The sequence below is a fragment of the Streptomyces sp. JLYT201 genome (assembly GCF_059448825.1).
In genome coordinates, this window is sequence record NZ_CM182551.1 from 9,166,999 (window position 1) to 9,179,681 (window position 12,683).

Here is a 12,683-nt window from a genome sequence, read left to right on the forward strand (position 1 = left end):
CCTCAGACCCTCAGGTCCCCGTCCCACGGAATGGTGGCCGCGAGGTAGGAGCCCATCGCGTTGAGGGCCGGGAGCTGCGGCGCTCTCAGGAAGCCGAGCGCGACGGCCGCCAGCAGGCCGCACAGCAGGACCTGTCGGCCCGTGCTGCCCGTGTCGGCGACCGCGGTCGCGCCGATGTACACCGTGCTGACGAGCAGGGCCGTGGTCAGGAGGTAGGCGCGTAGCTTCCAGTCCTCGGGCGGGTGGTCGGCCGCGCACACGGCCGAGAACGCGTTGGCCGTGACCGCGACGAAGACGGGCAAGGCGGCGAGCAGGGCGACGAAGACCACTTGCAGGAGCCGGTACAGGAGCCGCTCGGTGCCCTCCGCCACCGTGACGGCGAGGTCGCGCAGGAGGCGGGCCAGGTCGAGCGCGAGGGGGACGGCCCGCTCCCCCAGGGCCTCGAAGAGCGCCGCGAGGCGGTGGCGCGGCTCCACCGTCGCGTCCCGCACCAGCTTCAGCCGTGCGTCGGGCACGTCGTCAGCCGGGCGCGTCTGCTGCGCCGCACGCGCGGCCATGCGGCGCAGTGCGCCGGGCAGTGCCGCCGACGAGGCCAGCGCGGTGAGGGCCCTCCACGCCCACGCGTACGTCAACTCCTCGATCAGCCCACGCCGTTCGGCATCGGGTCTCGTTCCGTCGAGGATCAGGGCGCAGACCGTGTCGCACCACCAGGACGACGGCTGCCGCTCCTCCCGCGGGGTGCGGGGCTGTTCGGTCCACCAGACGGCCAGATGCCGGATGAGTGCCGCGCGTCGATCGGGCGGCAGGGAAGGGTCCGTCAGCAGGGAGGAGAGCGCCCGCTGGCATTCCTTTCGAGGCGCGGGTGAGGGCGGCAGCCGCTGCGCCGCGTCGTACCGCAGCATGGCCGGAACCGTGGAGTCAGCAATGACGGGAAGCAAAATGCGGACGCGCCGTGCGTCCGCGCCCTGCACGCAGCTCAGGGCCTTCAGCCGTAGGTCGGCGCTCGTCGCCGGGGCCTCGGCCGCGGCCAGAAGCACCTGCTCCTGCTCTGCGCGGTTCGGGAGGCGACCGGCGGCCTCGATCCGCAACTCCGCCGGAAGCCCGGGCTCCGCCGCCACGCCCGCGAGCAGGGCAGCGGCCCGTGGAGTGGTGCGGGCCAGGAAGGTCAGCACCCCGAGCGCCTCGCTCCGCACATCGAGCTGCAGGTCGTCGCGTACGAGCTGCGCCATCGCCTCCGCGGCCCGCGGGGCACAGACGTCGGTCAGCACGCGGGCCAGTACGATCCGCGTCGCAGCGGGTTCACCGGTGTCCGCCATACGCGCCTGGAGAGCCGCGATGCCCTCGGGATGCCGCAGATCGGCCAGCCCATAGGCCGCGGAGCTCCACACCTGCGACGGAGTTCCGGGGCGTGTCACGTGGGCGAGCAGGGCCCTCGCGCCGCGCGGGTCGTTCCGGCGGATGAGTTCCTCGGCCGCCCGCACGGTGTCGGGGTGGGCGGGGTCCTTTGCCAAGGTGCACATGACCCGGGGACCGTGGGCATCGCCGAGATCGGCCAGGGCCGTGGCCGCGTTGAGCTGCCGGCCGGAGTCGTAGCTCGGCTGATCCGCCATGGCGGTCAGGATCCGCACGCCCCGGGCGTCTCCCATCCGGGCCAGGGCCACCGCGGCTTCATGGTCGCCGAGGCGGGCCTTGCCGTGCAGAACGGCGGTGGCGGACTGCCGCGCGGCGGCATCGACCTCCGCCCCGTCCGCGACCAGGGTGGCGATGAGTTTCGCCCCGCCCGGGCCGGTGGCCAGATGGCACAGGGCCTGCTGGAGCCCGCGCTGTCGCTTGTGCCCCCAGGCGTCGATGAGGAAGCGGGCGATCGAGTCGCCCGCAGGCTCCGCGGTCCTGGTCAGCCACATGGCCCAGCCCGGCCAGCGGGGACCGTGGCCGAACAGGCGGCGGAACTCGGCGTGGCTGCGGCCGTCGCTGTCGGCGATCCGCTTGGCGATGAGGAACTCGGCGAACGTCTGGTGGATGAAGACGAAGTCCTGCCGTCGCTGCACGAGCAGTCCGCTGTCGCGCAGGAATTCGGGGAGGGCGTAGGCGAGCAGACCGGCCCACCTCCCCCGGCCCGGGTCCGCCTCGGCCGGGCAGGGCGTGGCGTGCCACTCGGTCAACAGGTCCACGGCCGGGCGTCTCTCGCCCTCGTACCGCTCCAGGGCGAGGCGTTCGATGTCGTCGGGCAGTCCCGAACGGACGGCTTTGAGCGCGGTGACGCCCAGGGGGCCGCAGCGGGACTCGGCCTCCTCCTCGATGCGCGGGGCCATGGTCGTGCTCCGGACCCAGCGCGGGTCGTCCAGGATCGCCCCGACGAAGGCGCGGTAGACGGCGCTGCGCCCGCGGGGCAACGGCTTGCGCTGGTCCATCGCGAACAACTGGCACAGCATGGAGGCCATCAGCGGGGTCCTGGCCGGCTCCGCCATCCCCGAGGCGGACAGCCGGTCCATGAAGCGGTCCCTCACCGAGCAGGGCTCGTCCAGCTCCAAGGCCGTGAACCACCGCCCTGCGAACTCCGGCAGCTGGGCGGAGTCCAGGGGCAGCAGATCGAAGCGGCGCAGGTTCGCGGGGTCTCTCCCCTCGGACGGCAGGGGGCGGGTCGTCACGAGGAAGCGGTAGTCGTCGCCGATGGAACCGGCCCGCACCTCGCCGATCTTCCGCAGCACCGTCGCCCGGGCCTCAGGGCCGCCCGCCTCGTCGAGCCCGTCCACGAGGACCAGCCAGCGCACCGCAGGGAGCGGGGGGCCGTCGAACCAATGGGCGGGCCAGCCCGCCGCCGACGGGGCGGCGACGCCGTCCGCGGCCGCGGCGATCGCGGCGAGCGGCTGGACGTCGGCCTTGAACTCCTTGGCGTCCATCCGGACCGGAATCACTCCGGGCCGGGAGTCCTCCTCGCCCCAGCGGCCGGCCAGGTCCGTCACCGCCTGGCGCAGCAGGCTCGACTTGCCCGCGCCGGGAGCGCCCACGAGGAGCACGTCCTCGTCGAGCTCGAACAACGCCTCGGCCAGGATCCGCTCGCCGTCCTGCTGACGCGGGCGCCGGTCCTCGGACGTCCCGCTCGTGCCGCCGTGCCCCGGTGCCTCGCTCTCCCGCCCTGCGTCGGCCGACCGCTGGTCCGCCCCGTCCGCGCCCGCCTGCTCCGGCTCCTCGTCGCGCGAGGTCTCGTCGGCGTAGCGGCGGACGTACACGATCGAAAGGGACAAGGGGGCCTTGCCCTCGATCGACGGGTAGGGGTGGGCGTCGGCCGAGGCGGCGGCGGCCGTGAGGTACTCCCGCAGCCGTGGGGTCAGATACCGCCAGCCGGCGGCTTCGAGCTGGCTCTCGGTCAGCACGCGCGGCCACTCACCCCTCAGGGCCGCCCGTTCGGTGCCCGCGGGGCAGCGCGCCAGGATCTGGTCCACGGGTACCAGGTGAGCGCTCCCCGAGAGGTCGGAGGTGCTCACCATGCCGCACACGGCACCGGTCCGGACATTGATCACCGCGCTGCCGCTGCAGCCCGCGCCCACCTGCCCCGCCACGCGAGGGAGCCAGGGCGCGCCGGGTTCCTCGCTGTGCAGGTCCGTGCCCTGGTAGCGCAGGTTCGTGGACTGCCCCGGGTGGAACTTGCCGACGGGATGGCCGTACGTCCACAGGTCGTCGCCGATCTCCACGACACCTGAGGCCAGGACCGGCGGGAGGGTGGCCTCCGACGTGCGGTGCCGGTCGGTGATCCGCAACAGGACCAGGTCGAGGCCGCTCTCCCGGTCCCGGACGTAGGAGTCGCGCACGGGTTCCAGACGGAGCTCGCGTTCGAGGGCCACGACGCGTCCCCGCACGCGGTCCGGGAGCAGTTCCTCGCGCTCGGCGATGACGTGTGCACAGGTCACCACCAGGCCGGGAGCCACGACGAACCCGGTGCCGACCTCTCCGGAGGGCGGCTCGAGGCGTACGGTCGCCGCTTTCAGAAGCCCTTCCCAGCCGGTCGGGGCGGCCCGGATCACGGGGCCGGTGGCCTTTCCCATTCCAGCTCCACCACGAAGGCCGAGGACGTCCGTGCCTTGCCGACCACGGCGACGACGGAGCCCGACTCGACGGCGAACTCGCAGCCGAACTGGACCCGCACGCGGGTGGCCTCGATCTGCCGCAGCCGGGCCACCACTGCCCGGGCCGTGCTCGTCAGCCCTTCGAGGGCCTCGTCCAGACTGCGGCGGGCGCGGCCGGAAACCTCCCGCTCCTCGCCGTACCGGCCGTCGAGCTCGCTGACGGCCATGTAGACCGTCTGCCCCTCCACATCCAGCGGGATCAGCTGATCCGATGCGCCACCGAGCCGTCCATCTCGCACGTTTCCCCCCACAGCACCCATGCGACAAGTAGCCGAATCGGTACGTAGAGTATCTCCAATGTGGCTGGAAAACAGTGGAGTTGGGACTCTGTGGTGCCGAGGGGGCCGTGCTCGGTCCACCGCGCGGAGCCGCGCTGATCAGGCCGTCGGCTCGTCCTGCCGCCGGCGGACCATCTCGGTGATCCAGACGGGCGCGAACGGAGACGTGCACCCCGGGGACGTGGGGTAGTCCTTGAGCACTCCCAGGCGCTCGCCGATGGCGATCGCGCGGGCGCGGTGCTCGGGGTGCTCGATGCCGATCTGCGCCAGGCAGTGGTTCATCGCCCACTGCAGACGGTCGGGGGCGTCCTTCATCTCCGCCTCGATGACGTCGAGGAGCCCCGCGAGGTCGAGGCCCGCGGGCTTCTTCGTCACGCGTTCGGTGGTCAGCGCCCAGCCCGCGCTCGCGACCACGGGGTCGGTGTCGGTGGACCAGGCCAGCCGCAGCTCTTCGGCGTGCGGGTTCTTCTTCACCACGTAGTTCACGAGCCAGTCGTGCACCTTGGGTGTGCGCGCCGCGCGCACCATGGCGTCCAGCTCGTCGCGGGTGAAGGCCTTCGGGCGGCAGATCAGGAGCGCGAGCAGCCGCGCCGCGGTGTCGTCCGTGGCCCAGAGCCCGGCCGCGAGTTCTTGCTGGGTCTTCAGGCGCTTCGCGAGCGCGCGCAGTCTGCCGAGGTTCACCCCGTGGTCGTCGCCGTGCTTCTCGTTCACCGCGCGCGTCTTCGGGTCCTCCAGCGCGGCCAGCTCGGCCATCACTTCGGTGACCGTCGTCCCGGTCGGCGTCGTCTGGGCCACCTCGGTCTCCCGTCCCTCAGGTACGGCTTTCAGCCTAGGCCGGAAGGCGGTCGGCGGCCCGGTGGGGAGCCGCCGCACACGGCGAGGGCGGGCATCCGGGTGCGCCGCGCGCGAGTGAGCGGTGGGCTCCGGATGCGTCCCCCGGGCCCGCAACTCGTCCCCGAACGAGTGAGGTTACGAGCGACGAACGGTGCGTTCCGGTATGCCTGGCGGCGGCAATACCGCCCCCCACTTCCCGAAAGGCCAGTCATGCGCGTCCGCCTCGCCCTCGGTGCCGCCGCGAACACCCTGCTCATCGCGGGCCTCGCCGCGGCCACGCCCGCCCACGCGGGCCGGTTCGACGACCTGACCGTCAACGGCACCGGCACGCTCGCCGCCGACGGCACCATCACGCTCTCCGGCACGTACCGCTGTCTGCCCGACGGCTCCCCGGGTCCGGTGTTCGTCAGCAGCACCCTCGTCCAGGGCGACGAGTCCACCGGCATCGGCGGCACCGCCGCGGTCTGCGACGGCGAGGTCCGCGAGTGGACCAACAGCAGCAAGGGCACCGGTGCCCGCTACGAGCGGGGTGAGGCCACCGTGCGGGCCCACCTGATGAAGCTGTCCACGAAGAGCGGCCTGCCGATGCCGCAGCCGCTCTCCCACGAGGAGGCCCAGGTCGAGCTGCGCTAGCCGGGGGCGTACGGCACCCGCCACGGCGTCAGGCGTCGAGCGCCGCCAGCTCCGCGTTGGCGCGCTCGGCGACCAGGGCGAGGACGCGCCCGGCGGCGGCCAGGTCCTCGGTGGGTATGCCGCCCCAGATGCGGGCGCTGACGGGGGCGATCTCCGCCCCCGCGGCGGCGAGCAGCTCGCGCCCCGCGTCCGTGGGGAGGAGGTGCGTGCCGTCCGCGACGAGCAGTCCCTTGGCCACCAGCTCGTCGAGCGTGGCGCGGACGGCGTCCGGATCGGCCTTGAGAATGTCCCGGACCTGTGCGACGAGGGCGTCCGGGGTCCGCGGGGTGTCGGCGGTGACGGCGGCGCGCAGGGCGATCTGCTGCTGGAAGGTGACGCCGTGCCGGGTCAGGACGCGCTCCAGGACGCCGCGCGCGGCGTAGTGCGCCAGGCCGAGGGCGCGGGCGTCGGCGAGGGGCGCGGTGGTGGATGCGGTGGTGGTCATGGCGTTCTCCCCTGAGTGCTCTCGTCGTTCGGTACGGCGGTCGTGGCCGGAGTGACCGGAGTGTGCGGCGCGGCCGGTGTGGTCGGTGCGTCCGGAGCGTGTGGCGCGGCCGGAGTGAGAGGTGCGTCGAGCAGGGTGCTGAGCTCGGCGGTGAACTCCCGCGTGCGCGGGGCGTCGAGACCGCCCAGCGGTTCCAGGAGCTGTCCGAGCAACCCCTGGACCACCGCGATGGCCTCCCGGGTGACGGCCTGACCGTGCGCGGTGAGGGCGAGCTGCACGGCGCGCGGGTCGCGGGGGTCGCGGGTGCGCTCGACGAGCCCGGCCGACTCCAGGGCGCGCGCCAGCTTCGAGACGTACAGCGCCTCCAGGCCGGTGTGGTCGGCGAGCCGCCGCTGACTGGGCCGCTCACCGTCCAGCTGCATGCCGTACAGCGACGCCACCAGCGAGTACTGCGCGTGCGTGAGGCCCAGCGGGGCCACCGCACGATCGACCGCGACGCGCCACTTGTTGGCGAGCCGCCATACCAGGAAGCCGGGCGTGGGGCACGGGGAACCCTTGCTCATGACAGATAGAGTACATGGCTACTATGTCCATGGCTACTGTTTTCCGCGCGGCTCCGCCACAGCGGTGGCACCGGCCCGGGGCGACGCCGCCGAGCGGCCCAGGAGCCGGTCGGCCAAGTACCGCTGGAACTGCCACAGTGGGCGCTCCAGATGCGAGAACCGCCCGCCGGACGGGGCCGGTTCGGCGGCCAGGCCGCGCTGGACGCCGCGGACGGCCACCAGGTCCTCCTCCTGGATGAGCTCCAACTGCTGCCGCGACGCGGCCAGGTACGCCGCGTAACCCGGCCGGTCGGCGGCGTCGGCCGGGACCAGCACGGTCGCGAGCGCGTCATGGGTGGCCGGGCCCGTCGGAATCCAGCGCAGGAACGTGACGCTGTCCGGTACGAGGGCGAGGACCAGGTTCGGGAAGACGCCCGCGACGGTCATCCCGGACGACTGCCGGGCGCCGAGCCCGGGGATGAGCGTGCCGACCTGCGGCGCGCCGTCCGCGCCCGGCTCCGCGCCCGGCCCGGCGGCGAACGGCGTGAACATGCTGAAGCCGCGCCCGTCGCACTCCTCGACGACGGTGTCCTTGCCGGGCACGACCGGCTCCAGGGTGGCCGCGTGCGTGCCCATGTGGTGGTAGTTCTCCGAGCCGTTCTCGAAGGCCACCTTCCAGTTCGCCGGGACGTTCTCCCAGCGTGCCGTGTACGCGACGACCAGATCCGCGAGGCGGTACGGCGCGAGCACGGCGTCGAGCCGGGTGAGCCGCGGCCCGAGCGCCGGCGCGTCGGGGTCGGCGTTGACCATGAGCAGCCCGTTCCACACCTCCAGGCGGTGGCGGGGCAGCCGGCACGCGGCACGGTCGAAGTCGACCTTGTTCATCAGCGGCGCCCCGGCCAACTGCCCGGCGTACTCGCCGTTCAGCCGGTACGTCCACGTGTGGTACGGGCAGGTGAGCCGCTTGAGCGTGCCCTGCTCGGGGGTGGTCTCCGGGGGCAGCACGTCCATGAAGCGGTGGCGGCACACCCGCGAGAGCGCGTGCAGGCCGCCGCTCTCGTCCCGCGTGATCACCAGGGGTTCGCCGAGGACGTCCGTACGCAGATAGTCACCGGGTCGCGCGACCTGGCTGACGTGGCCGACGCACAGCCAGTCGCCGCGGAAGACGCGCTCCCGCTCCCACTCGTGGAAGCGGTCACTGGTGTAGGCGCGGGCCGGAAGGGTCTCGCCGCGCTCCAGCGGAAGCGTCGAGACGCGGGCCAGTTCGGAGAGGAGGAAATCGAGGGAATCGGAGGGGGAAGGGAGTCCGTCGCGGAGCATGAGGGGTCACCGCCTTGTCCGGGGGGCACTTTCATGCTCGGCCGACGGTCCCGGCATCGGATCGACGCCGAGGACGACCTTCGGGTACGTCCTTCGAATGACTGCACCGTCGCCTCCAGGGGCACCTGGGCGGAGACCGTGACCGCCGACGCGGTACGACGGCCGCGCCGACCAGCGGCGTTGCCCTGCCCGCCGCGACGTCCCGGCCGCCGGGCCGCCCTCGTGCCGCACCGGAGGCCGGTTGCCCCCTGTCCGAGCCGGGCGCGGGGGAGTAGACCGGAGGCATGGCGCGGTGTGCGCCCGAGGCCGGCGGTGCCGCCCGAGGCCACGGCTCCCTCGAGGCCTCCGCAGGCGCTGCCCGGGGCGTCCCGGACGGAGGCGATGCCGACGGGACGGCGGCCGTCACCGGGGGTGGTGGCGGCCGCGTGCGTCCGCAGGCGCACTCGGCCTGCGGACGCACTCCCCGACGGGTACCCAGGGGGCGTGGGATTCCCTGATGGGCTCGGTACCCGGAGGTCACCGCCCGCCGCGGGTACCCGGTACCGGAGTGGTCATGCGCCGTCGCTGCGGAGCCGTTGCCCGAGGGTCACAGGCTGCCCCCTTCGCAGACGCGCCGGGCGACCTCGCGGAGCTTGACGTTGTTCTCCTGGGAGTAGCGGCGCAGCACGTCGAAGGCCTGCTCCTCGGTGAGGTGGTGGCTGCCCATGAGGATGCCCATGGCCTCGCCGATGACGTGGCGGGTGGAGACGGCCTGCTCCATCTGGGCGTGCGTACGGGCGCTGGAGAGGGCCACCGCCGCGTGGGAGGCGAGGAGCCACCCGGCCAGCTCGCTGGCCTCGGTGAAGGCGCCGGGCTCGTGGGAGTAGAGGTTCAGCGCGCCGAGGTCCGTGTCCTCGGTGAACAGCAGGAAGCCCATCATGCTGCCCACGCCGAGCCGGTGGGCCCGCGGGGCGTAGGCGGGCCACCGCGGCTGTTCCCGGCTGAAGTCCGCGATGCGGAAGACCTGGGCGCCGAGGGAGCTGCGGGCGGCGTCGAAGCACGGCCCTTCCCGCACCCGCTCCTGGAGCCGATCGCTGTCCACGACCAGCTGGTGGGTGGGCGCGAGCGTCTCCACGTCCTTGCCGTGCAGGACGAGGATGCCCGCCGCGTCGCAGTCCTCCACCAGCTCGGTGGCCGACGCGGTGATCCGCCGCAGGGTGTCGTCGACCGACGCCTGCGCCAGGAGGTCCCGCGCCATGGCCGCCATCTGCTGTGCGAACCGGGCCCAGTCCATGCCGCCTCCGCGTCTCGGCTACGTCCCGGTTGAATCGATTACCCGGCTTTCCGCGCTGTCACAAGTGCGCGGGCCGCGGGGTGTCGACGAGCCCCGGCCCCGAGGCGCGTCACGGCCGCCAGTACAGCGCGGGGTCCGGGTGGTCGGTGAACCCGAGGTCGCGGTAGAGGGGTTCGCCGTCGGGGGAGGCGTGCAGGTCGACGCGGGCGGCACCCTGCTCGCGGAACCAGTCGAGCAGCCCCCGCATGATCGCGCGGCTGTGGCCGCGCCGCCGGTGGGCGGGGTCGGTGACCACGCCGAGGACGAACCCGATCCGGCCGTTGCGCAGGTGCGGGCCCGGCAGTCGCTGCTCGACGGTGCCGATGCCGCAGGCGGCGAGCCCGTCGTCGCCGTCCACGACCAGGATGCGTACGGTGTCCGAACCCAGCTGCTCCTTGAGGACCGCGGCGAGGTGGTGCCGCCACTCCTCGTCCCCTGCCGTGGGGTTGAAGAACTCGCCGCCGAGGGTCTCGAACAGCAGCGCCCGTAGGCGTACGAGCTCCGGGACGTCGTCCCCCACTGCTTGGCGCATACGCAACATGTAATGACCCTAGGTCGAGGTGAACACTTACGGCAAGGGGTGGTCGGTCAGTCCAGGAACGACGTCACGGTGCTCACGAAGCGCTGCGCGTCGTCGAGCCACGGGTGGTGGCCCGCGCCCGGCTGCGTCACCAGCTCGGCGCGCGGGAACAGTGCGGCGAGTTCGGCCATGGCCGGGGGCGGGGAGTTGAGGTCGACCTCCCCGGCGAGCAGCAGGACCGGCGCGGTGAAGCGGGCGAGTGCCTCGCGGGTCTCGGCCGGACGGAAGGCGCCCTCCGCGCTGAAGGCCCGTACGACCTCGCTGTTCTTCTGCTCCGCGTCGGCGGCCTGGAGGGCCTGCGCGGTCTCGTCCCACCGGCCGTGCAGGAAGGGGGCGATGGCCTCCCAGGAGCCGCCCGTCGCCCGCCCGGCCGTGATCGCCTCCAGGGCCGCGTACGCCTCGGGGAACCAGGGCTCGTCGGCGCGCAGCCGCGCGGTCCTGCGGCGCACGTCCGCGCTGATCTCGATGCCGACGGCCAGGACGCTCGGCGTGATCAGGGTGAGGGTGCCGACGCGGTCCGGGTGCTCGCTCGCGTACTGGACCGCCACGTTCGCGCCCGCGCAGTGCGCGAGCAGGTCCATGGTCTCCAGGCCGAGGTGCTCGCGCAGCGCCTCCACGTCCGCGACGAGCCGGTCGCTGCGGCAGCTGCCGAGGTCCGCCGGGACCTCGGACCTGCCGGTGCCGCGCAGGTCGAGCATGACCAGTTCCCGGTGCGCGGAGAGCCCGCCGAGGTCGCCGAGGTAGACGGAGTCCCGCATGCCACCGGGCAGGCAGACCAGCGGCGCCCCGGCACCGGACAGGTGGTACGCGATCTTGGTTCCGTCGTACGAGGAGAACGTAAGCATGGGCGTGACCTTGTCAGGGGCGGGCGGGGCGGGCAAGTGGCTTGTCGGGTCGGGCGGCAGGGGGACGTCGGCCGCCGGGGCGCGTGCCGGTGTCAGTCCGCCGTGGAGGCCGTGTGCTGGAGGACGACGAACTCGGCCGGCCGCACCCTTTTCCGCGTGGGTCGGGTGCCGGGCTCGAAGGCCGCTCTTCGACGGACCTCTGACCGTCAACGCGTTGGCCTCGCGGCTGGAGATCGCCGCCTGGCTTACCCCCCCCCCCCGGGGCAGCCGCGTGGCACGCGGCACCGGCTCCGCTGACGCCGGATCGGCGGCGGATGTTCGTCGATACGCTCCTGGAGTACGAGGCTGCCGTGACCCGTGACCCGTGACCCGTGACCCGTGAGCCGTCCCGTTTGGGCATGACGGTGACGTCAACTGGCTTGGCACTAAGGTGAAACGGTGACTTCGCCCCCGAACGACCCGTCGACAGGCATACCGGCAGAGGCATCGGCGGCCGCGCCGACAGGCCTGCCCGCGGACTCCTCCACGGGCCTGTCCGCGGACTCCTCCACGGGCCCGGCGACTTTGATCGGCGATGACGACCGCGAGGCGGCGGCGACGCGCCTCCAGGAGGCGTACGCCGGCGGATACATCGCGCACGAGGAGATGGACGACCGCCTCCAGCGGGCGCTCACCGCCAGGACGCGGGAGGACCTGGCGGCGGCGCTGGCCTCGCTTCCCGAACCGAAGGCGGAGCCCGCGTCCACGATCGCCGCCGGCAGCGGGCGGATCAAGCGGCGCGGCGCGTGGCGGGTGCCGAGGACCCTCAAGGTCGCGTCGGCGTTCGGCAAGGTGCACCTGGACCTGTCCCGGGCGGTGTTCGAGCATCCGGTGGTGGACATCGAGCTGGCGCTCGGCTCGGGCAGGGCCAAGATCACGGTGCCGCGCGACGCGATCGTCGACATCGGCGCGCTCCAGGCCGGGTGGAAGGAGCCGCGCTACACGGCCCCGCGGCGCACCGGCCCCGGCGGGCCGACGATCCGGATCAGCGGGGCCATGGGGTTCGGACGGCTGAAGGTCCGCCACGCCCGGCGCTGAGGAGCGCGCTCTGCCCCCTGCTCGGGCCGCGCGCCGCCCTTTGTGTAATGAGCACGGAAAGTCCATGCCGTCCCTCACGTCGCGCGACAGAATGCGCAATGTCGTTTCGGGAACTTTTGTTCGGGTGCAGGGGGGGCTGCATGGCAGCCCCCGTTAGGGCGGTGTTCGTGGCCGCGTCGCCGGACGGAGCCCCGAATGGTGGTGACCCTCACGGAGGTTTGCTCATGCGGAAGGCTTTCGTCCCTGGACTGGCGGCGCTCGCGCTGACGGGCTCGGCCCTGCTGGCCACGGCCCCCGAGGCGGGTGCGGCGGCCCCGGCCGCCGCCCAGGGGTGCGAGGCGGTCTCGTACCGCTCGGAGGCGGGCACCGGACCCGGTGACGACGCGCACTGGCCCATCAGGGGGCACTGGGCCGAGGTCAACTACGGCTGCACGAACATCGGCCTGATGACCTACTACGACCGGGTGGTGAGGGTCTGTACCCCGAGCAGTTGCAATGCCTGGAAGGACGCCCCGAAGGAGGTGTGGGTGACGATCGCCCACAACGCGATCCCGGGGAAGCAGTTCTATGTGCAGTTCAGGGGTGTGAACGCGAGTACCGGCCAGATCATGTACTGACGCGCCCCGTCCGGCCGCTGCCGCTGCTCGTCCGGTA

Annotated in this window: 11 protein-coding genes and 1 pseudogene; 3 read left to right on the top strand and 9 right to left on the bottom strand. The window is 73.1% G+C overall.

Annotation, left to right across the window (positions count from 1 at the left end):
• Positions 1 to 2: 2 nt before the first annotated feature.
• The 3 genes from AC5WAM_RS38615 to AC5WAM_RS38625 all read right to left on the bottom strand — a co-directional run bounded on the left by AC5WAM_RS38615 (position 3) and on the right by AC5WAM_RS38625 (position 5,155).
• Positions 3 to 4,043, bottom strand: a complete 4,041-nt coding sequence (locus AC5WAM_RS38615; RefSeq protein ID WP_495520472.1) for a trypsin-like peptidase domain-containing protein — start codon at positions 4,041 to 4,043, stop codon at positions 3 to 5.
• Positions 4,019 to 4,363 (bottom strand): CU044_2847 family protein, encoded by a 345-nt coding sequence (locus tag AC5WAM_RS38620; RefSeq protein ID WP_495520473.1) that lies wholly within the window; start codon positions 4,361 to 4,363, stop codon positions 4,019 to 4,021. Before AC5WAM_RS38620 ends, AC5WAM_RS38615 begins: the two co-directional genes overlap by 25 nt.
• A gap of 138 nt (positions 4,364 to 4,501) precedes the next feature.
• On the bottom strand, positions 4,502 to 5,155 hold the full coding sequence (locus AC5WAM_RS38625; RefSeq protein ID WP_495523745.1) for a DNA alkylation repair protein: 654 nt from the start codon (positions 5,153 to 5,155) through the stop codon (positions 4,502 to 4,504).
• A 291-nt stretch (positions 5,156 to 5,446) separates the two neighbouring features.
• Between AC5WAM_RS38625 and AC5WAM_RS38630 the strand changes: the two genes are divergently transcribed.
• Entirely contained in the window at positions 5,447 to 5,869 is a 423-nt protein-coding gene (locus tag AC5WAM_RS38630; protein ID WP_366792547.1) for a DUF6299 family protein, read from the top strand.
• Positions 5,870 to 5,897: 28 nt separating this feature from the next.
• Here AC5WAM_RS38630 and AC5WAM_RS38635 read toward each other — a convergent pair whose 3' ends face one another.
• The 6 genes and pseudogenes from AC5WAM_RS38635 to AC5WAM_RS38660 form a co-directional block, all read right to left on the bottom strand.
• Complete coding sequence (locus AC5WAM_RS38635; RefSeq protein ID WP_495520474.1) at positions 5,898 to 6,353, bottom strand: winged helix DNA-binding protein; 456 nt, start codon at positions 6,351 to 6,353, stop codon at positions 5,898 to 5,900.
• A 98-nt stretch (positions 6,354 to 6,451) separates the two neighbouring features.
• Positions 6,452 to 6,916, bottom strand: a pseudogene (locus AC5WAM_RS38640) (MarR family winged helix-turn-helix transcriptional regulator); the annotation flags it as partial.
• Between the two features lie 33 nt (positions 6,917 to 6,949).
• Entirely contained in the window at positions 6,950 to 8,215 is a 1,266-nt protein-coding gene (locus AC5WAM_RS38645; protein ID WP_495520475.1) for an aromatic ring-hydroxylating oxygenase subunit alpha, read from the bottom strand.
• A gap of 586 nt (positions 8,216 to 8,801) precedes the next feature.
• Complete coding sequence (locus AC5WAM_RS38650) at positions 8,802 to 9,488, bottom strand: GAF and ANTAR domain-containing protein (protein WP_495520476.1); 687 nt, start codon at positions 9,486 to 9,488, stop codon at positions 8,802 to 8,804.
• 109 nt (positions 9,489 to 9,597) lie between these two features.
• A complete protein-coding gene (locus tag AC5WAM_RS38655; RefSeq protein WP_495520477.1) occupies positions 9,598 to 10,059 on the bottom strand; it encodes a GNAT family N-acetyltransferase in 462 nt (153 codons plus the stop codon).
• Between the two features lie 56 nt (positions 10,060 to 10,115).
• On the bottom strand, positions 10,116 to 10,952 hold the full coding sequence (locus AC5WAM_RS38660; RefSeq protein WP_495520478.1) for an alpha/beta fold hydrolase: 837 nt from the start codon (positions 10,950 to 10,952) through the stop codon (positions 10,116 to 10,118).
• Between the two features lie 531 nt (positions 10,953 to 11,483).
• On the opposite strand from AC5WAM_RS38660, the gene AC5WAM_RS38665 reads away from it, so the two are divergent.
• Entirely contained in the window at positions 11,484 to 12,029 is a 546-nt protein-coding gene (locus AC5WAM_RS38665; protein WP_495523746.1) for a DUF1707 SHOCT-like domain-containing protein, read from the top strand.
• Positions 12,030 to 12,253: 224 nt separating this feature from the next.
• A complete protein-coding gene (locus AC5WAM_RS38670; RefSeq protein ID WP_495520479.1) occupies positions 12,254 to 12,646 on the top strand; it encodes a hypothetical protein in 393 nt (130 codons plus the stop codon).
• Positions 12,647 to 12,683: the final 37 nt, after the last annotated feature.